General features: G+C 71.2%; 19 protein-coding genes. 10 read left to right on the top strand and 9 right to left on the bottom strand.

Annotated elements, in window-relative coordinates; genetic code table 11:
• Nucleotides 1-123 precede the first annotated feature (123 nt).
• Nucleotides 124-1134, top strand: coding sequence for a septation protein SepH (gene sepH / locus ACTMO_RS0115565; protein ID WP_019855618.1), 1011 nt, complete (start codon nt 124-126; stop codon nt 1132-1134).
• 57 nt (nt 1135-1191) lie between these two features.
• Here the strand turns inward: sepH and ACTMO_RS0115570 are convergent, their stop codons facing one another.
• The 3 genes from ACTMO_RS0115570 to ACTMO_RS0115580 form a co-directional block, all read right to left on the bottom strand.
• Nucleotides 1192-1542: a hypothetical protein gene (locus ACTMO_RS0115570; protein WP_157062911.1), complete on the bottom strand. Its 351-nt coding sequence runs from the start codon at nt 1540-1542 to the stop codon at nt 1192-1194.
• A gap of 92 nt (nt 1543-1634) precedes the next feature.
• Nucleotides 1635-2261, bottom strand: a complete 627-nt coding sequence (locus ACTMO_RS0115575; protein WP_019855620.1) for a DUF2537 domain-containing protein — start codon at nt 2259-2261, stop codon at nt 1635-1637.
• A gap of 63 nt (nt 2262-2324) precedes the next feature.
• Nucleotides 2325-3146, bottom strand: a complete 822-nt coding sequence (locus ACTMO_RS0115580; protein ID WP_033401555.1) for a TrmH family RNA methyltransferase — start codon at nt 3144-3146, stop codon at nt 2325-2327.
• A gap of 188 nt (nt 3147-3334) precedes the next feature.
• Here ACTMO_RS0115580 and ACTMO_RS0115585 point away from each other — a divergent pair, with 188 nt between their 5' ends.
• The 3 genes from ACTMO_RS0115585 to ACTMO_RS0115595 all read left to right on the top strand — a co-directional run bounded on the left by ACTMO_RS0115585 (nt 3335) and on the right by ACTMO_RS0115595 (nt 7108).
• Nucleotides 3335-4642, top strand: coding sequence for a Bcr/CflA family efflux MFS transporter (locus ACTMO_RS0115585; protein WP_033401994.1), 1308 nt, complete (start codon nt 3335-3337; stop codon nt 4640-4642).
• Between the two features lie 225 nt (nt 4643-4867).
• Complete coding sequence (locus ACTMO_RS0115590; protein ID WP_026449289.1) at nt 4868-6364, top strand: glutamate-cysteine ligase family protein; 1497 nt, start codon at nt 4868-4870, stop codon at nt 6362-6364.
• A 114-nt stretch (nt 6365-6478) separates the two neighbouring features.
• Complete coding sequence (locus ACTMO_RS0115595) at nt 6479-7108, top strand: superoxide dismutase (RefSeq protein ID WP_019855624.1); 630 nt, start codon at nt 6479-6481, stop codon at nt 7106-7108.
• 423 nt (nt 7109-7531) lie between these two features.
• Here the strand turns inward: ACTMO_RS0115595 and ACTMO_RS0115600 are convergent, their stop codons facing one another.
• Nucleotides 7532-8827: an MFS transporter gene (locus ACTMO_RS0115600; RefSeq protein ID WP_019855625.1), complete on the bottom strand. Its 1296-nt coding sequence runs from the start codon at nt 8825-8827 to the stop codon at nt 7532-7534.
• A gap of 28 nt (nt 8828-8855) precedes the next feature.
• Nucleotides 8856-9287 (bottom strand): MarR family winged helix-turn-helix transcriptional regulator, encoded by a 432-nt coding sequence (locus ACTMO_RS0115605; protein WP_019855626.1) that lies wholly within the window; start codon nt 9285-9287, stop codon nt 8856-8858.
• A 156-nt stretch (nt 9288-9443) separates the two neighbouring features.
• Between ACTMO_RS0115605 and ACTMO_RS0115610 the strand changes: the two genes are divergently transcribed.
• The gene (locus ACTMO_RS0115610) at nt 9444-9749 is read left to right on the top strand and encodes a DUF2530 domain-containing protein (protein WP_211212975.1); all 306 of its coding nucleotides are present in this window, start codon (nt 9444-9446) and stop codon (nt 9747-9749) included.
• Nucleotides 9750-9769: 20 nt separating this feature from the next.
• On the opposite strand, the gene ACTMO_RS0115615 is transcribed toward ACTMO_RS0115610, so the two are convergent.
• Nucleotides 9770-12772, bottom strand: a complete 3003-nt coding sequence (locus ACTMO_RS0115615; RefSeq protein ID WP_019855628.1) for a sacsin N-terminal ATP-binding-like domain-containing protein — start codon at nt 12770-12772, stop codon at nt 9770-9772.
• 316 nt (nt 12773-13088) lie between these two features.
• Here ACTMO_RS0115615 and ACTMO_RS0115620 point away from each other — a divergent pair, with 316 nt between their 5' ends.
• Nucleotides 13089-13532 carry a cupin domain-containing protein gene (locus tag ACTMO_RS0115620; protein ID WP_245556208.1) on the top strand — a complete coding sequence of 148 codons (444 nt, stop codon included), beginning with the start codon at nt 13089-13091 and terminating at the stop codon, nt 13530-13532.
• Nucleotides 13533-13619: 87 nt separating this feature from the next.
• Here ACTMO_RS0115620 and ACTMO_RS0115625 read toward each other — a convergent pair whose 3' ends face one another.
• The gene (locus tag ACTMO_RS0115625; RefSeq protein ID WP_019855630.1) at nt 13620-14465 is read right to left on the bottom strand and encodes a DUF3027 domain-containing protein; all 846 of its coding nucleotides are present in this window, start codon (nt 14463-14465) and stop codon (nt 13620-13622) included.
• Nucleotides 14466-14645: 180 nt separating this feature from the next.
• Here ACTMO_RS0115625 and ACTMO_RS0115635 point away from each other — a divergent pair, with 180 nt between their 5' ends.
• Entirely contained in the window at nt 14646-15458 is an 813-nt protein-coding gene (locus ACTMO_RS0115635; RefSeq protein WP_019855632.1) for a glutaminyl-peptide cyclotransferase, read from the top strand.
• Between the two features lie 162 nt (nt 15459-15620).
• On the top strand, nt 15621-16118 hold the full coding sequence (locus ACTMO_RS0115640) for a DUF2771 family protein (protein ID WP_019855633.1): 498 nt from the start codon (nt 15621-15623) through the stop codon (nt 16116-16118).
• A gap of 32 nt (nt 16119-16150) precedes the next feature.
• Here the strand turns inward: ACTMO_RS0115640 and ACTMO_RS24135 are convergent, their stop codons facing one another.
• The gene (locus tag ACTMO_RS24135; RefSeq protein WP_019855634.1) at nt 16151-16546 is read right to left on the bottom strand and encodes a cold-shock protein; all 396 of its coding nucleotides are present in this window, start codon (nt 16544-16546) and stop codon (nt 16151-16153) included.
• Nucleotides 16547-16901: 355 nt separating this feature from the next.
• On the opposite strand from ACTMO_RS24135, the gene ACTMO_RS0115650 reads away from it, so the two are divergent.
• Nucleotides 16902-17111: a hypothetical protein gene (locus ACTMO_RS0115650; RefSeq protein ID WP_019855635.1), complete on the top strand. Its 210-nt coding sequence runs from the start codon at nt 16902-16904 to the stop codon at nt 17109-17111.
• 64 nt (nt 17112-17175) lie between these two features.
• Nucleotides 17176-18171, top strand: a complete 996-nt coding sequence (locus ACTMO_RS0115655; RefSeq protein ID WP_019855636.1) for a R2-like ligand-binding oxidase — start codon at nt 17176-17178, stop codon at nt 18169-18171.
• A 61-nt stretch (nt 18172-18232) separates the two neighbouring features.
• Here ACTMO_RS0115655 and ACTMO_RS21240 read toward each other — a convergent pair.
• Nucleotides 18233-19164 (bottom strand): AMP-binding protein (locus ACTMO_RS21240; RefSeq protein WP_033401556.1); only part of this gene is annotated, 932 nt, incomplete at its 5' end.

Raw genomic sequence — 19164 nt, forward strand, 5'->3', positions numbered from 1 at the left:
GTCCGTCGCAGAATCGTTGCCCGCATCGGTGAACTCGGCGCGTCCTTGCCCGTAACCGCGACCCGCCGGGTTATCGTTATAACTTGGTGATCTGAAGTCAGCGGGAGGCGCGGGGAGGCACCTATGCGAACGCTGCGAGTGGTGGGACTCGAAGAGGACGGCGAGACGGTCGTCTGCGAGGACCCCGACAACGGCGAACGCTTCGCGGTGCCCGCCGACGAGCGACTGCGCGCCGCCGCACGGGGGGACCTGACCCGTCTCGGTCAGGTGCAGATCGAGATGGAGTCCCAGATGCGCCCGCGGGAGATCCAGGCACGGGTTCGGGCCGGTGCCTCCGTGGAGGAGATAGCCGCGGCGGCGGGGATTCCGGAACAGCGTGTCGAACGCTACGCCTACCCCGTGCTGTTGGAGCGCGCCCAAGTGGCCGAGCGGGCCCAGCGAGCGCATCCGGTCCGGGAGGACGGCCCGGACGTGCAGACCCTCGGTGAGGTGGTGGCCCACACCTTCGGTATGCGCGGCCAGGACCACAACGAGACGTCCTGGGACTCCTGGCGCGGCGAGGACGGGACCTGGATCGTCTCGCTGAGCTGGCGGGCCGGGTGCACGGAGAACACCGCCCACTGGAGCTACCACCCGGGGACCCAGGGCGGAACCATCTCCCCACTGGACGAGGACGCCCTCGACCTGCTCGACCCCTCACCCAGCCGACCGTTGCGCACCGTACGCCCCGTCACCGAGCTCGCCCGCGAGGCGCTCGAACTCGACCACGAGGACGCGGAGGACGGCGAACGGCACGCCAGCCTGCGGGAGACCCCGGCACCCGTGCTCGGACAGAGCCCGGCGAGCGGGGCACGCGGTGGGGACGGCGCGGAGGAAGCCAGCGTGAAGACTCCTCATGTACCGCCGGTGAGCACGGGCTCGCTGGTGAGCTCCGTGCCCGGTTCGGCCGAGAACGGCCAACCGCGCGAGACGGACCGCCACGGAACCTCCACGGCGGAACAGCCCGCCCAGGACGAGACGGACACGGAGGCCGAGCTCTCCGACGAGGAGACCGACCCACCGCAGGGACGCAAGAACCACCCGATCGTCCCCTCCTGGGAGGACGTGCTGCTGGGAGTGCGTTCCAACCGGTGATCCGGGACCGGGTCCCGCCCGACCGGCCCACGCGGGACCCGGTGTCCGCTCCGGGCCTCACCCCAGGCTCCGGTCGACCTCGTCGGTCTCCGCGCTTCCGGTCTCGCTCGGGGGCGTGCCGGTCGTGGCGTTCCGTCGGCGCTGTCGGGCCCGTTCCAGCAGACTCGTCCCGGAACCACCGCCGAACACGGTGCCGCGAGGTCTTCGGGGGAGGGGACGTCGACCGCCGGAGTCCTCGTCGAGATCGGAGGCGAGGGCCCGGGCCACGAATCCCCCCGCGACGGCGAGCGCACCGACCGTTCCGGCGATCCAGGCCAGGTAGTCCGTCCCCGGAGCCACTGCGGCGACCAGGCTGACCACCAGTGCGAGAGCACCGGTCAGGAACAACACGCGTGCGGGCGCTGACATGACCTTGATTGTGCCCAACGAGGAACCCACAGACCACGACCGTCGTGTCACACCGGAGAGGGTCGCCGGGGCAAGTCACTTCTTCCGGGGGATCACCCCAGCAGGCTCAACGGCAGCACCACCCAGGAGATCCCGATCCCGCAGGCCAGGCCCAGCACCGTCCACCGCCACACCGGCACGCGGCGCCCCAGCCAGATCGACGGGGCGAACCCGCAGGCCACCGCGAGGTTGATCACAACGGCCAGCACGGGACTCACCTCGCCGATACCGAGGGAGACCACCACGAGCGAGACCGCGACCAGCGCGCTCGTCAGGGCACTCACCGTCAGACCGGTCCGCCACGGCACGGCGGCCCGCGACGGCGACACCTCCTCGTGGCCCCGTCCGGCCCCCCGGCCGTGTCCCGGCGGAGCAACCCGGCGCAGCTGCCCGCCCACCGGGTCCCGGTAGCCGATCGGCTCACCGGTCTCCGTGGCCAGCCGCGCGGCCAGCCGCTCGCCCCGGCGCGCCACCACCGGCCCGACCTCCTCGGCGGCGAGCTCCCCGCGACGCATCCGTTCGATCACCTCGGCCCACTCCCCGAGCGCGGCGGCCAGTTCCGCCGAGACTCCCAGGTGCTCGGGGGACAGACCGAGCCACTCGACCGTGTCCACGAGCACCGCACCGCCCCGTCCCGCGCGCAGTTCCAGCTCGGGTTCCTCGCGGGCAGCACTGTTCACCAGCCACCTCGTGGTCTCTCGACTGCTTCTCGGAACGGGCTCCAGGCCCGGTCGGGGCCTTCCTCAGCCCAGCGACTCCTCGCTCATCGCGTGGAAGACGATCGCCGCCGAGGCGGCCACGTTCAACGAGTCCACCCCCCGGGCCATGGGGATCCCCACCGTGAGGTCGGCGGCCCGCAACGCTCCCTCGCTGAGCCCGGGTCCCTCCGAGCCCAGCAGCACCGCGACCCTCCCCCGGGACAGCCCGGCCCGGCCGACCGGCACGGCGTCGGGGCGGGGCGCCAACGCCGCCACCCGGAAACCGGCGGCCCCGAGCAGTTCCAGGTCCCGCGGCCACTCGTTCAACCGGGCGAAGGGCACCCGCAGCACGTGCCCCATGGAAACCCGGACGCTGCGCCGGTACAGCGGGTCCGAGCACCCCTTGCCGAGCAACACCCCGTCCAGGCCCAGGCCCGCCGCGTTGCGGAACATCGCGCCCAGGTTCTCGTGGTCGACCACGCCCTCCAGCACGGCGAGCCGGCGGGAGCTCTCGATCAGCCGGACCGGGTCGGGTTCGGGCGGACGGTCGGCCACGGCGAGCACCCCCCGGTTCAGGTGAAAGCCCACGATCTTGGCCAACACGTCCGGGGTCACGACGTAGGCGGGCACGTCCAGGTGCTCCAGGGAGTCGGCCAGCGCGTCGAGGCGGCGGCGCTCCCCGAGCAGCCCGCGCAGCGGGTACGGCGAGTCCAGCAGCCGTTCGACCACCAGCCTGCCCTCCCCGATGACCAGCCCCCGCCCTCCGGGACGGTCGGGACGGCGATCGGCCGTGGTCAAATCGCGGAAATCGTCGACCGCGGGATCCTCCGGGTCGGTCACTTCGATCAATCTGGCCACGCACCGCATCTTCCCATCCCGACCTCCGGAGGGACGCCGACCACCCGGTCCCGATGTCCTCCCGCGGCCCCGGTTCCGTCAGCCACGGAAAAATGAATCCCGCACGGAATCCGACCGTGGCAGGCATAACGAGCCCCGGCGAGGTGTTCTACTCCGGTGGATCCGACGTCGGCAGGAACACGGGAAGGTCCGCGCGCATGAACGACGCCCAGCGGAACGACTCCGCCCACACCACCGCCCCGGCCGAACAGGCCTCCGAGCCCGGAAGCGCCGAACCCTCCGCCACGGACTCGGCGGAGAACTCGACGCTGCGCCGCAAGGCGCGGTTCGCGCTCATCCTCGGTGGTCTGACCGCGTTCGGGCCGTTGACCATCGACATGTACCTGCCCGCGCTGCCCCAGCTGACCGAGGAGCTGCACGCCAGCTCGGCGCAGGGACAGCTGACCCTGACGGCCGTGCTGCTCGGACTGGCCTTCGGTCAGCTCGCGGCCGGACCGATCAGCGACGCGGTGGGCAGGCGCACCCCCCTGCTGGTGGGGCTGGTGGTGTATCTGACGGCCTCGGTGCTGTGCGCGGTCTCGGGCGACATCCACACCCTGACCGTCCTGCGCGCCTTACAGGGTTTCGGGGCCGCCGCCGGGATGGTGATAGCCAGGGCGGCGGTGCGCGACCTCTACTCCGGGGTGGAGGCCGCCCGGTTCTTCTCCGCGCTCATGCTGGTCACCGGGCTGGCCCCGGTGTTGGCCCCGGTGATCGGCGGCCAGATACTGGCCCACACCACCTGGCGCGGGGTGTTCGTGGTGCTGTCCGGTTTCGCCGTGACGCTGCTGCTGGTCACCCTGCTCGCCCTGCCGGAGACCAAGCCGAGGCGGTGGCGCACGCCCCTGCGGGTGGGGGCGACGCTGCGCACCTTCGGCGGGCTGCTGTCCACTCCCTCCTTCCTCGGCAACGCGCTGGCGGCGGGACTGGCGATGGCGGCCATGTTCTCCTACATCAGCGGCTCCTCCTACGTGTTGCAGGACATCCACGGTCTCTCCCCGCAGACCTACAGCCTGGTCTTCGGGATGAACGCGGTGGGACTGGTGGCGGGTGGCCAGGCCAACGCCCGGCTGGTCGGCCGGGTGGCCACGGAGTCCCAGCTGCTGCTGACCGCCCTGGTCGGCTGCACCCTGGCCGGGCTGGTGCTGGTCTCGGCCGTGCTGCTGGGACTGCCGCTGCCGGTGCTGCTGGCCGGACTGTTCGTGATGATCTCCGGGCTCGGGTTCGTGCTGCCCAACACCACGATGCTCGCGCTGGCCGAACACCGCGAGGTCGCGGGAAGCGCCTCGGCGCTGCTCGGTGTCTCCCAGTTCGTGGTTGGGGCGCTGGCCGCGCCCCTGGTGGGACTGGGCGGTGTGGACTCCGCGTTGCCGATGGTGCTGGTGATGTTCACGGTCGTGGCGGCCTCGCTGACCGTGTACCTGACGCTGGGCCGACGTGGGGTCTCGCCGAGCGCCACGGGCTGACCCACCCCGGCCGCGCTGCGCGGGTGTCAACCTGACGGAGGACAAGCTCTCCACCCCGTGGACGGATCCTCACGGAAGGTGATCACGAGCCGTTACCCGTTCGCCGTAGGGGGCCACCGTTTTGGACGCTGGCCATCCCACGACGGGGTGTGCCACCGTTGGAATCCGGCGCTGACCAGCACGGAAGCTGCCGATTTCGCGCCGGTGGGATCGGGGTGACGCGGCATGGGAAAGCATGTGGCCAACCGGGCGTTCCGCCCCGGTGATCGGCAGCGGTACCGGGACAAGATGCAGCGCGGCCTGGACGCGCTGGCGCGCATGTTGGCCGAGGGCAACTTCTCCTTCCCCCATCAGCAGATGGGGCTGGAGATGGAGATGAGCCTGGTGGACGACGCGATGGACCCGGCGATGTCCAACGCCGAGGTGTTGGAGAAGATCGACAACCCCTCGTTCACCACCGAACTGGGCCAACACAACATCGAGTTCAACGTCCGCCCCCGCATGCTGGCGGGCGGAGGCGCCCTCGAACTGGAGGACGAGCTGCGCACCTCCCTGGTCAACGCCGACGCCAAGGCGCGGGACAGTGGGGCCAGGCTCGTGATGATCGGCACCCTGCCCACACTGCGCAGCGCCCACTTCGACCCGAGGTGGCTGTCCCGGCCCGCCCGCTACGAACTGCTCAACCGCCAGATCTGCGCCGCACGCGGCGAGGAGATCCTGCTGCACATGGCGGGAACGCCCTTCGGGGAGCACGAGCAGCAGGAGCGGCTGCGCTCGCACGCGGAGTCCATCCTGCCCTCCTCGGCCTGCACCTCCGTGCAGCTGCACCTGCAGGTCTCCCCGGAGGACTTCGCCGCGCACTGGAACGCCGCCCAGTGCCTGGCCGGGGTTCAGGTGGCCGTGGGGGCGAACTCGCCCTTCCTGTTGGGCAAGGCCCTCTGGCAGGAGACCAGGGTCCCGCTGTTCCAGCAGGCCACCGACAGCAGGCCCGAGGAACTGAAGAACCAGGGCGTGCGCCCCCGGGTGTGGTTCGGGGACCGCTGGATCACCTCCATCTTCGACCTGTTCGAGGAGAACGTGCGCTACTTCCCGGCGCTGATGCCGGAGCCGGAGGAGGAGGACCCGGTGGCCGCGCTGGACGCGGGGCGGGCACCGAACCTCTCGGAACTGCGTCTGCACAACGGGACGATCTGGCGCTGGAACCGACCGGTCTACGACCTGGTGGACGGTGTCCCGCACCTGCGGGTGGAGAACCGGGTGCTGCCCTCCGGACCCACCGTGATCGACATGCTGGCCAACGCCGCGTTCTTCTACGGAGCCCAGCGCGCCCTCGCCGAGCAGGACCGTCCGGTGTGGAGCCAGATGTCCTTCGCCGCCGCCGAGGAGAACTTCTACAACGGAGCCCGGCACGGCATGAACGCCAGCCTCTACTGGCCAGGCACGGGATGGATACCCCCCGACGAGCTGGTGCTGCGCAAACTGCTCCCCCTCGCCCACGAGGGACTGGAGTCCTGCGGCGTCTCCGAGGCGGTGCGCCAGCGCCACCTCGGTGTGCTCGAACAACGCTGCAAGGCACGGCAGACCGGCGCCGACTGGCAACGGGACACCGTGCTCGCCCTGCAACGGCACACCGACCGGCGCACGGCGCTGGTGGAGATGCTGCGGCGCTACACGACCCTGGGCGCTTCGGGGGACCCGGTGCACACCTGGCCGGTGGGCTGAAAACCCCGTCGACTCCCGTCACGCACCCCTCCCGGCACACTCGGCTCGTTTGCCATTGTGATGCAATTGCGTCAGACTCGTTGTCGCAACCCATACGCAACAGGGAGAGGGTTCATGGCTCAGTACGTGCTGCCCGAGTTGGACTACGACTACTCGGCGCTGGAGCCGGCGATCGCTGGGGAGATCAACGAACTGCACCACAGCAAGCACCACGCCGCCTACGTGAAGGGGGCCAACGACACGATCGAGAAGATCGCCGAGGCCCGGGAGAAGGGCGACTTCTCCTCGATCGTGGGGCTGGAGACCACCCTGGCGTTCAATCTGGCCGGGCACTCCATGCACCTGGTCTGGTGGAAGGTGCTCAGCCCGGACGGGGGCGACAAGCCGACCGGTGAGCTCGCCGCGGCCATCGACGAGCACTTCGGTTCCTTCGACAAGTTCCGCGCCCAGATGGAGGCCGTGTCGACCACCATCCAGGGCAACGGCTGGGGCGTGCTCGCCTGGGACCCGGTGGGGCAGCGGTTGATCACCCAGCAGCTGCGCGACCACCACTCGAACCTGTCGATCGCCACCACGCCGCTGCTGGTCTTCGACATCTGGGAGCACGCCTACTACCTGCAGTACAAGAACGCCAAGGCCGACTACGTCCAGCAGCTGTGGAACGTGGTCAACTGGGACGAGGTCTCGCGTCGTTTCGCCGACGCCCGCGCCGGCTACAACGGACTGCGGCTGCCCCAGTCCTGACACGACCGGAGTTCCGGGCCGCGCCCCTCCCGGCACCGGGGCCCGCTCTCCCGACTCCGGCAGTGAATGCTCCGACAAGCCGAGCTGCCGGTCCGACGGGGCTCCCGCCACCACGGCGGGAGCCCCGTTTCGTGTGAGGACGGCCACGGGGACGATCAGGAACCTCGCGGCGGGGGCCGTGGGACCGCAACAGCGCCGACAGCGGGCCGGGCGTCCACGGTGGAGCCGGGCGGCCTGGCCGGTCTAGCTGCTCTCGGCCGCGTTGTGCCTGCCCTCCCCGGCCTCGTGTCCCCGCTTTGCTCCACTTCGGACCCGAGAGGGGCGTTCTCGTGGAACGGGCCCGCCGAGCGTCGCTCGACGGGCCCGCGGGGTTCCCGAACTGACTGCCGCTCCCACCACGAAGCGGACATCATTTAGGTTAGCCTAACCTGCCTGTTTGGGCAACCCGTGATTTCTCCGGAGCAGCACCACCGCCCCGAGCGCGCTGGCCGACAACACCCCCAGACCGCCGAGCAACAACGGTGCCCTACCGTCGAAGATCTCGGCCAACCACCCGGAAAGCAATCCCCCGATCGGTCTGCCACCGAGGAACAACATCATGTAGAGGCCCATGACCCTGCCCCGCACGGCGGGATCCACGGACAGCTGAACCGTGGCGTTGGCCGCCGTCGTGCACGTCATCACCGCGATCCCCACCGGAACGAGCGCCACGGCGAAACTCCGGTACGTGGGCATCTGGGAGGCCAGGGCCTCCAGCACCCCGAAGGCCGCCGCTCCCCCGAACACCAGCCGGAGTCGGGGCCGCCCACCGGCCCGCCGGGCCGCCAGCGCGGCCCCGGTCAGCGTGCCCACGGCCAGGGAGGTGATCAACAGCCCGTACCCCGCCGCGTCACGGTGGAACACGTTGCGCGCCACCACGGCGAAGGCGTTCTCGAAGTTCATCCCGAAGGTGCTCACGCAGAACACCAGGGCCAGCACCACGACCAGCTCGGGCCGCGCCGCGACGTAACCCAGCCCCTCCCGGAGCCGTCCGCGCCCCTCCGTCGGAGCGGCCGAGCGGTACAGCCGCCGGGGGTCCATCAGCACCAACCCGAGCACCACGGCCGCCGAGCTCAGCCCGTTGACCAGGAAAACCGGTCCGGTTCCGATCACCGTGATCAGCACCCCCGCCACGGCGGGACCGACGATACGGGCCAGGTTGAACGTCATGGAGTTCAACGCCACCGCGTTGGGCAACTGGGCGGGGCCCACCATCTCCACCACGAAGGACTGGCGCACGGGAGCGTCGAAGGAGGCGAAACAACCGAGCACCAGGGCCAGCAGATACACCTGCCACAGCTCGACGAGCCCCGCGACGTCGAGGGCGCCCAACGCCAGTCCACACAGCCCCATCCCGGCCTGCACCACAACCAACAGGCGGCGCTTGTCGAAACGGTCGGCCGCCACACCGGCGTAGAGAGTGAACGGTATCGTGGGCAGGAACTGCAGGGCCACCGCCACGCCGAGCGCGGCGGGCGAACCGCCGGAGAGCTCCAGCACGAGCCAGTCCTGGGCGGCGCGCTGCATCCAGGTGCCGGTGAGCGAGACGACCTGCCCGGCGGCGTAGTAGCGGTAGTTGCGCTCCCGCAGGGAGCGGAACATCCGGCCACGACCGGAGTCCGACTCCGGACTCGCCTGCCCGCGGCTTCGTTCGGACGTGCGGTGGGTCGGAACGCTCATCGGTGGACTCGGACGGACGGGGACGGAGTCACAGCTGGGCCATGCGGTCGATGATCCGCGCCGCGTTCGCCAGGGTCTCGCGCTCCTGCTCGGTCAACTCGGCCAGTCGTTGGTCCAGCCATTGCTCGCGCGCGGACACCTCCTGGTCCATTCGCTCCTGACCCGCTTCGGTCAGCTCGACGATGGCCTGTCTGCCGTCGGTGGGGTGCGGGCGCCTGCGCACCAGCCCCAGCTCCTCCAGGGCGGCGATCACCCTGGTCATGGAGGGCGGTTGCACGCCCTCCCTGGAGGCCAGCTCGCGCGGGGACAGCGGTCCACCGCGCCACAGGCAGGCCAGGGCCGATATCTGGGACAGCGTGACGTTCGACTCGGTCTGCGTACGCAGGCGGCGGTTCAGACGCACGACGGCGATACGCAGCCTGCTCGCCAGGGTGCGTTCGCGTTCAGCGGTATCGGACACATCGTTAGTTTAGCAAAATACCGGACATTTCGCGTGTCACGCACGGTGATCCACGACGGCGCGGTAAGCTGAAACCGCCCGTATCGGACTCCTCCGGCGGGCGCACCTCCGGCGGGCCCCTCGCCGGAACCATACCCGGAAGGGAGTTCGCACCCCGTGCCCGAGGAGAACACGGAGGCATCACGCGGCCCGACACCGATGCGTCCGGTTCCCGCCCTTCCCCGCAGACTCGCCGAACCCACACCGGTGGTGCTCACCGGAACCCTGTGCTGGCTGGTCGCCGCACTGGTGTTCGGAGTATGGGGATGGGCGACCGGATCCGCCCTGGACACACGGTTCTGGACCAGTGTGGTCGGAACGGCGCTCGGCGTGCTCGGCTACGGGCTCTTCCGCTGGCAGCGGGCGGCCTCCCGACGCGGCTCCCCGGGAGCCTGGCGGGGACTGGCCGGACTCGACGAGTGAATCCCGCCACCCGCCCCCGCTCACCGCAGCAGGGTCGTCGCGGCCGGGTCGGCCAGCAGCGCGGCGAAGGCGAACCGCAGTGACCAGCGATCGGCCGCCCAGGCCAGGGCGCGGGCCAGACCGTCCGGAGAGCGCTCACTGTAGACGGTGCCCACGCCGTCGACCCACCAGTGCACGGGATACTCCCGCCCGTCCGGGGTGCGCACCCGCAGACCGTCCCGCAGCACCACACGGCCGTAGGGCACCGCCAACCCCAACAACCCGCAGACGGCGGGAACCCGGGCCACCTCGCCCCACTCCTGCGTGACACCCTCCCCCAACACCTCGAAGGTCCCCTGCTCGGAGGCCAGCGGCAGGTCCAGCAGCTCGGCCAGCGACTCGGCGTCGAACTCGTCCGGGGCGCCCCCGGCTACCACCAGGGCGGGCTCGAACACCCCGAGCAACCAGGGCTCGTCCAGCACCACCGCCCGGTCGGCACCCACCACGGCACCCTGGACGGAGCGCACCGCCCCCGGCGGGTCCACCTCGGCCGGGTCGAACCGCTCACAGGCCACCGCCTCCGCCAACACACGATGCGCGCCCAGCACGACCCCCGGCCCCACGGCACGGTTCGCGTCGGCCAGCCGGTGCACCAGGTCGGCGGCGTCGGACTCGTCGGAAACCGTCAGCTCCGTGCGCACCCCGGCCAGCCGCAGCTGCCACTCCTCCAGGCCCGTCTCGGGCACCGGGTCGTACAGCCCCGCCAGCGAGTCCGCCCCGGCGCACCGCCACTGCCGGGGAGCGCGCCCGCCCAGACGGGCGAACCTGGCCACCCACCAGGCGGTGTAGCCCCCGGGCTCACGCAGCGCCTCCAGCGTCTCCGGGTCCGCGCAGAGCAGCCGCAGCGCCGCCGGCCAGCGATCCTCGGCCACCAGATCCAGGTCCCGCACCCCGACGAAACGGGCCGGGGGCCACTCGGAACCGTGGGCCCGCTCCGACTCGGACCACCACTGTTCGGTGTCGGCCAACCCCTCGTGCGGCGAGTCCGGCTGCTCCTCGGTCACCACCGCGAAGGAGTCCAGCACCCCCACCGAACGCAGCACCTCGGGGGAACACCGCCGGAGCACGCCCGGATCGAGTCCGCCCAGCGGGGCCTCGGCACCCACGGCCTCGGGATCCAGCACGTCGAGCAACGCCGCGTCGGGCAGCAGCAGCTCGTCGGCCCTACGCACCTCCCCGTCCACATCGGGCAGCGCCAGCGCCCCCAGCCAGTCGCGTCCTCCCGCGTTCTCCACCAGCGCGAACACCGCCTCGGCCAGCGGCATCGGATCGGCACCGGCGCGGGCGTCGGCCACGCTGTTGTGCACCGCCTCGGCCAGCGCCGGGGTGTCCAGCAGCTCGGCGGCACCGGCCCGGCGGGCGCCCAGGCGTTCCAGCAGCGGATGCACCGCCCGGGGGTCGGCCACCCGCAGCCCGGTCACGTCCAGCCGCGCCACGGCGACAGCCGGGTCGTCGTCCCCCTCACCCTCGGGCAGCAGCACGTCCCGCACCCCGGTGACCGTGCGTCCGTCGGCCAGCGGCACCGGCAGGGCGGCGAACTCGCCACGGGCCGTACCGTCCGCGCGCTCCACGGGGGACACGGCCTCGTACAGCCGCCACCACCACTCGGCCGGCCGGTCCAACCCGGCCAACAGCTCCACCAGCTCAGCGGCCCCCATCCGGGTGACCTCCAGCGCGCGCAACGCCCGCCGGTGCGCGGGGGCGGACAACTCCGCCACCAGCAGACCGGACACCACCCCGGCCAGTAGCTCCACGACCTCGGGCGCGTGGAAGTCCAGTACCCTCGCCCGCCGAGGGGAGGCCAGAGAACCGTCGGCCGTGGGCAACCACTCCACCCCGGAGAGGCGTTCGAGGATCCTCTCCCGCAGCCGGGCGTCGACATCGGACGAGGGCAGGTCGGGCACGGGGACCAGCGCGACCCGCTCCGCCGGGGGCACGTCCGAGACCAGCTCCGCGTAGACCCGCGCGGCCCGTTCCAGCACCGCCTCGGTGGCCGGACCGGAGACGACCCTGCGCCGATCCGGTTCCAGCGGCACGTCGGCCAGCAGCCGGGCGGGCAGGGACAACCGCTCCTCGGTGGGGGTGGGCGCGTGCAGCACGTCCCGGTCCAGCGGGGCCACTCCGCCGTGCTCGTCCAGCGGAAGCGCCCAGCACACCCACCGCCCGGCTCGGTCGCGCTGCTCCACACCCAACTCGGAGGACAGCGCCCCGGACAGCTCCCCCCGGTCACGGCGCAGCAGCCACACCCGCTCCCCCTCAGGGGAACGCACCGCCACCCGCCCGGACCCGAGGTCCCGACGGGAGTACGTCCGCCGGTCCACGGTGACCTCGCCCAGGGCGGGCAGTGCCAGCAGCAGGTCGGGGACCTGCTCGGCCAGCTCGTCCAGCAGCCGCGGTCCGTCGACCCCGGCACGCAGCGGCAGCCGGACCTCGGTGGCGAAGCCTTCCGGAGGTGTCTCCTCCACCGGCCAGACCAGCCGCAGCACCGGAACCTGCCCGTCCCGGGCCGTCAGCTCCTCGGCCACCGCCTCGGAGCCGGAGAAGGCCGACCCGGCCAGTTCCTCCCTGGTGCGCTCGGCGGAGAACTCCACCGCCCCGCTGGTGGACACCAGCCGTGGGGCGTCGGTCACCGACAGCACGGCGGCGAAACCCACCCCGAACCTGCCGACGGAGTTTCCGTCGCGCTTGGGTGAGGCGCGCAGCGCGGCCAGCCCGGCCACCCCGGCGGCGTCCAGCGGGGCTCCGGTGTTGGCCACCCGCAGCTCCCCGTCTTCGAGGCGGATCTCCACTCGCCCGGCCACACCCTCGGCCGCGGCGGCGTCGGCGGCGTTCTGGGCGAGCTCGACCAGCAGACGGTTGCGGTAGCCACCGAGCCGCAGGTCCTCCTCGGCGTTGGCGTCCTCCCGGAAACGCGTCGGGGAGGACCGCCACGCCTCCAACACGGCGGCGCGCAGGTCGGCGGTTCCGAAGGGGTCGCCGCTCACGGGGTCACGGGACTCGGCGGGGAGGTGCTCCTCCGCCCGACCCTGGGATGCATCGCTCAACAACTGTGTCCTCTGGATCCTGTTCGCACAGCGGTGTGGCCGGGTGGCCGCCGCCGGGAAGGCCCCGGCTGCCACCGGCGCGGACGTCCGGAAGGGACCCGACGTGCCCAGCATCGACCGGTGGGAAACATCCGCGTTTCCCCTGTGTTCCGTGCCCGGCCACTGTATCCTGTTCCCAGGTGGGCTTCTCGCACGGCGAGCGCCCGGAAACCGGCGGCGGGCCCGTGGAGCGCGATGGCACCCGCGCGGAGCCCGTGTGCCGACAACCGTCGTCGACCGGGCACGGACCCCGGTCAATCGCCCCGCCGAGGGGGTAGTCATGCAGGCACTGATGTCCCTGTCCTTCGCCGATCCCACCGAGATCCGCGAGTTCCCGCACGGCAGGCTGGAACTGTTCGACCTGCACGGCACGGCGGCCGGCAGGTTCGTCCTGGAACCCGGCTGGCACTGGTTCGAGGACGTGGCACCGCTGGTCGGCACCGCGAGCTGCCAACAACGACACGTGGGCTACGTGCTCACCGGAAACCTCCAGGTGTCCATGGACAACGGCGCCCACGGAGTGATCAAGGCCGGGGAGATGCTGCACGTCGAACCCGGGCACGACGCACGCGTGCTGGGCAACGAGCCGGTGACGGTCCTGGACTTCGCCGACGTCGCCGCCTACGCCACCACAGCGACGGCCCTGCACACCACACCCTGACCTCCCGTCCGGGCGCCGCACACGGCATCCGCCCCCTGCGGGCGTGACGCTCGCCCCGGGCGGGCACGGCGGGGGAACGAACCGCCGTCAGCCCCGGGACTCGTAGTCCAGCGTGGTGTCGTCGTAGACCACGTCGGCGACGGGAATGGTCGAGGAGGTGTCCACCTCGGCCTCGGAGTGCGCCCCGCAGCCGAACTCGACGTGCACCACCCGCCCGTCGGCGGGGGACACCGCGTTGGCACACACCCCGAAGGCCGCCCGCATCGACCCGGACAGCGGGAGGAAGAAGCCGCAGCTTCCACAGGGACCCGGCGCGAGCCGCGCGGTCTCGGTGTCGGGACCGAACTCCCCCTGGTACCACCGCTCGGCGGCCTCCAGCCGGCCCTGCCTGCTGAGCACCCGCTCCCGACCCGCGTCGACCTCGTAGGCGAGTTCGGCGACCGGGTCGTCCCCGGGAAGCGTGCCCGGGGCCAGCCGAGGGTCGTCCTGCCCGCTGGGCAGCAGGTCCCCGGCCCCCAGGTCCCCGGGGCGGACCCGCTCGCTCCACGGCACCCAGTCCGGAGCGACGAGTGCCCGCGGACCGGGCAGCAGCACCACCTCGCTGACCGTGACGGGGTGTTCCCGCCCGGAGGTGGCCACGGTGACCGCCCAGCGCCACCCGACGTAGCCCCGGTAGTTGGTGCGGAAGTAGTGCGTGACGGAGTGGTCGGACTCGTACTCGACACAGACGTGCTCTCCGACAGCGGGCCCTTCGGCCTCCATCACGAGCGCGGGCGAGTCGTAGGGTCCGTTGCCCGCTGCCTCCTCCTCGGCGGCGGAACGCGCGATGTCCACCGCCTCGGCGAGTTTCGGATCCGGATCGGGCCGCCGCTCGTCTCCGGAAGCGTTGCTTGGGTCCGGCGCCGTGTCGACGTCGCTGATCGGAGCAGGCATAGGCGTCACACTTCCGATTGTGCCGCACGTGTTTCGCGGTGTGGGCGGGCGTGCCACGCTCTCGGCGTGCGTTTTCGGAGTGGACGAGGACGAGTCCCGCTCCGTCGTGTCGGCGGTGACCGGCTCGGCGGGAGACTGCTCCGCGGGGGTCCGCGGGACGGCACCGGGCGGCTGCTCGTGATGTGCCTCGTGCCGCTGATGATGCTGACGGTCGCGGGTTGTGGCACGTCGCCGCAGCCACAGCAGTACGGCGACCAACGCGGCGATCAGAGCGAACAGGACTTGTGGCACGAGGGCAGCGTGCCACACCTGCGTGCCGATGTGATCCACGTTCTGCCGCATGATCCGTCCTTGTTCACCCAGGGCCTGGAAACGCACTCGGGCACACTCTACGAAAGCACCGGTAAACACGGTGAATCGGTTCTGCGTGCCGTGAGCTTGACAACCGGTGAGGAACTCCGGCGGGTGGAGCTGCCGCGCCGCTTCTTCGGCGAGGGAATCACCGTTGTGGGGGACAGGATCTGGCAGCTGAGCTGGAAGGCCGGGACGGCCTTCCTCAGGGACCGGGACAGCCTGCGGGAGCTCCGGCGCGCGGACTACGACGGACAGGGCTGGGGGCTGTGCTCGGACGGACGGCGCCTGGTGATGAGCGACGGCTCGGCGCGGCTGACCTTCCGCGACCCGGAGAGCTTCGCCCGACGCGGGGAGGTGACGGTGCGCCTGGAGGGAAACCCGGTGGAGGAGATCAACGAGCTGGAGTGCGTCGACGGCGTGGTGTGGGCCAACGTCTGGAAGACCGACCACCTCGTCCGGATCGACCCCGCCACGGGCCGGGTGACGGCGGTGGTGGACGCCGGTGGCCTGCTCACCGACGCCGAGGTCTCCTCGGCGGGGGTGCTCAACGGCGTGGCCGCCACCGAACGGGAGGGCGAGTTCCTGCTCACGGGCAAGTACTGGCCCAGCCTGTTCCGCGTGAGGTTCGTCCCGGCCTGAACCGGACGGATCACACCCCGCGCGTGGGTGCGCGCCGCCCCTCGGCGCGGAAACAGCACGGCACGGGCCCCGTGCCGTGCGTCTCCGGGACGGAAGGCGGACGAACACCCAGGCGGGGACCGGGCGACGGCCGCCGAGGGGCGCGGTCGTAGGCTCAGCACCGTGCGCCGAGGACTCACAGCGCTGCTCGCCCTGACCGCCCTGGTGGTGACGGGCTGTTCCGCAGCGGACCACGACCCGCGGGTGACCTTCTACGCGCACGGCGAATCCGTGCGGGTCGACCCGGTCACCTACTGCGACCCCGTGGAACGGGAGTGCTCAGAACCACGTCCGGACGCGGCGGGCAGTCTCACCGTCCCTCCGGGGGAGCCGGTGCAGATCTCGGTTCCGGAGCAGGTGCGGCGCGCGCCGTGGCAGGTGGTGTTCAGGTACCGCACCCCCTCCGGTGAGGAGGCCAAGGGCCGCACCGGCCTCATCGAGCACGGAACCCGTTTCAGCTACACACTCGACCTGCCCGAGCCGCGGGCACAGCTGGAACAGGTCGAGGTGCAGCGCTACGCCACGCTGAGCATGGACGACTCGCAGGGGTTGCAGTTCGTCATCGGCGGAAGCTGGGTGATCGACGTCGAACAGCCGGATCCCGCCGCGAGCCGGAGCTGACCGCTCCCCGCCCGGGGGGAAGGACCGCGGTTTCAGGACCCGCCCGGATCGAGTTCCCGGGCCACGGCGCGCACCACGCCGCCGACCCGCTTGGCGACCTTGCGGTCCGGGTAGCGCCCCTTGTTCAGCTCGGGCAACACGCTGGATTCGAGCAACTTGATCATGTCGTCGACCATGCCGTGCAGCTCGTCGGCAGGGCGTCGACGGGCCTCCACCACGGAGGGCGGCGGATCCAGCAACTGGACGCGCAGCGCCTGCGGACCACGACGCCCCTGGGCCAGGTCGAAATCGACCCGCTGACCCGTCTTGAGCGCCTGGGTCCCGGACGGCAGCGCGGAGGCCCGCACGTACACGTCCTCCCCACCGTCCTGGGTCAGGAAGCCGAAGCCCTTGTTCGCGTCGTACCACTTGACCCTGCCGGTCGGCACAGTCCTCACCGTTCCCTGTCAGATACGTGTTCCCGACCGCGCACCCGAGAAGAGCGGGAGGCGGCTGCCGGGAAACGCCGTTGCCTACGTTCGATTGTTGCCAGTCGCGTCGACGCCGATCGGAAGCTGTCCCGGCACGACGAACGCGCCCCGGATACGCCTACCTGCCTCGCGGGCACTGCGAGCCTGTTGCGGCAACTGCGTTCCAGGACGCGTCCCGTCAAGCGTACCCGTTCTGCGAAGAACAACAATGCCTCAGGCGGAGGTGTCCACCGCCCGGGCGGGGGGTCCCGGCGGGGCGGCTTCGTGCCGTGGTGGGCACGGTGTTCGTCGGCGCACCGCATAGGCTGGTTACATGAGCACCTCCACCCGTGGTGTCGCGATGCCGGTGGCCGTGGGCACGTTCTGCGTCGGCCTGCTGGTGATCCTGCTCGTGTTCGGCCTCTCGGTTCTGGGATACCGGAACCTGCCCTGGTGGCTCAACGCCCTGACGATGCTGTGCCCGCTCGGACTGGGTGTCGGGCTGGTGTCGCTGGTGGTGCGCGCCCGCCGTGACGCCCCTTGACGCGAAACCGAACAGTACCGAAAATCTCCGTGTTGTTTTCCTCACACACGGTGAAGGGTGACTCATGAACGAGACCCCGGACGGACGGGACGCGCACCGCACCGAGTTCCACTCCCTGCGGGCCGGGGGCGTCAACTGGGACTCGCTGCCGCTGCGGCTGTTCGACAAGGGCAACGCCAGGTTCTGGAACCCGGCCGACATCGACCTCAGCCGGGACGCGGAGGACTTCCACCGCCTCACCGAGGAGGAACAACGCAGCGTCGCCCTGCTGTGCGCGCAGTTCATCGCCGGTGAGGAGGCCGTCACCGCGGACCTGCGGCCGTTCATCGCCGCCATGAGCGCCGAGGGACGCTTCGCCGACGAGGTCTACCTGAGCCAGTTCCTCTTCGAGGAGGCCAAACACACCCAGGTGTTCCGGCTCTGGCTGGACGCGGTGGGACTGACCGAGGACCTGCACCACTACGTGGCCGACAACCCCGGCTACCGGGCGATCTTCTACGAGGCCCTGCCCGAGGCGCTGGACTCGCTGCACCACGACCCGAGCCCGGCGAACCAGGTGCGCGCCTCGGTGACCTACAACCACGTGGTGGAGGGCACCCTGGCGCTGACCGGCTACCACGCCTGGAACAAGATCTGCCACGGTCGCGACATCCTGCCCGGGATGCGGGAGGTGGTCCGCCGCATCGGCGACGACGAACGGCGTCACATGGCCTGGGGAACGTTCACCTGCCGCAGGCACGTGGCCGCCGACGAACGCAACTGGGAGCTCGTCCAGCGACGCATGGACGAGCTGCTGCCGCTGGCGGTGCAGCAGATCCAGTGGCGCCCGGAGTGGGCCGGTGACCGGGAGCCGTTCGGGCTCGACATCGACGAGCTGTCCGCCTACGCCTCGGACCGCGCCGGACGACGGCTCGGAGCGATCTCGGCGGCACGCGGCGCGGACGTGGCCCACATCGACGTGGACGCCACCCCCGAGCGGCTGGAGGACCAGTTCGGCGCCGAGGACGCCGCCGCCCTGGAGGCGACCGGCACCGGGGAACAGCCCGCCGGTTCCCTCTGATCGGTTCCTCGGCGACGGCGGACCGTTCGGCGCTCCCGGGTGGGCCGCTGCCGAGCCGGTCTCACTCCGACGAGGGGGTCTGCTCCTCCAGCCCGAGCAGCCGCACGGCCTGCTGCCGCATCTCCACCTTGCGCACCTTGCCGGTGACCGTCATCGGGAACTCGTCGACCACGTGCACGTAGCGCGGGATCTTGTAGTGGGCCAGCTCGCCGGCGCAGAACTCGCGCAGCGCCTCGGCGGTGAGTTCGGCGGCCCCCTCCCGCAGCCGCACCCAGGCCATGAGCTCCTCCCCGTAGCGCGGGTCGGGAACCCCGATCACCTGGGCGTCCAGGATGTCCGGATGGGTGTAGAGGAACTCCTCGATCTCGCGCGGGTAGATGTTCTCCCCGCCCCGGATGACCATGTCCTTGATCCGCCCGGTCACGCTCACGTAGCCGTGCTCGTCCATCACCGCCAGGTCCCCGGTGTGCATCCACCGCGCCGAGTCGATCACCTCGGCCGTCTTGGACGGCTCGTTCCAGTAACCCAACATCACCGAGTAGCCCCGCGTGCACAGCTCCCCCGGCTGCCCGCAGGGCACGGTGCGTCCCGTCTCCGGATCGACGATCTTGATCTCCAGGTGCGGGCCCACCCGGCCCACGGTGGACACCCGCCGTTCCAGCGAGTCGTACGGGCGGGTCTGGGTGGACACCGGGCTGGTCTCGGTCATCCCGTAGCAGATGGCCACCTCGGACATGCCCATCCGCTCGACGACCTGCTTCATCACCTCCACCGGACACGGCGAACCGGCCATGATCCCCGTGCGCAGCGAGGAGAGATCGTACCGCTCGAAGTCGGGCAGCTCCAGCTCGGCGATGAACATCGTGGGCACCCCGTACAGCGAGGTGCACCGCTCGGCCTGCACCGCCCCCAGCGCCGCGGCGGGGTCGAAGCCCTCGGCGGGGATCACCATCGCCGCGCCGTGGCTCGTGCAGGCCAGGTTGCCCATCACCA

Origin of the sequence: Actinopolyspora mortivallis DSM 44261 (assembly GCF_000384035.1) — a bacterium.
Lineage (GTDB): Bacteria > Actinomycetota > Actinomycetes > Mycobacteriales > Pseudonocardiaceae > Actinopolyspora > Actinopolyspora mortivallis.

Coding starts and splice junctions, on each gene's coding strand:
- ACTMO_RS0115600 (WP_019855625.1), bottom strand. CDS start 8,827: ATGAGCGTTCCGACCCACCGCACGTCCGAACGAAGCCGCGGGCAGGCG.
- ACTMO_RS0115650 (WP_019855635.1), top strand. CDS start 16,902: ATGAGCACCTCCACCCGTGGTGTCGCGATGCCGGTGGCCGTGGGCACG.
- ACTMO_RS0115585 (WP_033401994.1), top strand. CDS start 3,335: ATGAACGACGCCCAGCGGAACGACTCCGCCCACACCACCGCCCCGGCC.
- ACTMO_RS0115635 (WP_019855632.1), top strand. CDS start 14,646: ATGTGCCTCGTGCCGCTGATGATGCTGACGGTCGCGGGTTGTGGCACG.
- sepH (WP_019855618.1), top strand. CDS start 124: ATGCGAACGCTGCGAGTGGTGGGACTCGAAGAGGACGGCGAGACGGTC.
- ACTMO_RS0115590 (WP_026449289.1), top strand. CDS start 4,868: ATGGGAAAGCATGTGGCCAACCGGGCGTTCCGCCCCGGTGATCGGCAG.
- ACTMO_RS0115625 (WP_019855630.1), bottom strand. CDS start 14,465: ATGCCTGCTCCGATCAGCGACGTCGACACGGCGCCGGACCCAAGCAAC.
- ACTMO_RS0115570 (WP_157062911.1), bottom strand. CDS start 1,542: ATGTCAGCGCCCGCACGCGTGTTGTTCCTGACCGGTGCTCTCGCACTG.
- ACTMO_RS0115580 (WP_033401555.1), bottom strand. CDS start 3,146: ATGCGGTGCGTGGCCAGATTGATCGAAGTGACCGACCCGGAGGATCCC.
- ACTMO_RS0115595 (WP_019855624.1), top strand. CDS start 6,479: ATGGCTCAGTACGTGCTGCCCGAGTTGGACTACGACTACTCGGCGCTG.
- ACTMO_RS0115655 (WP_019855636.1), top strand. CDS start 17,176: ATGAACGAGACCCCGGACGGACGGGACGCGCACCGCACCGAGTTCCAC.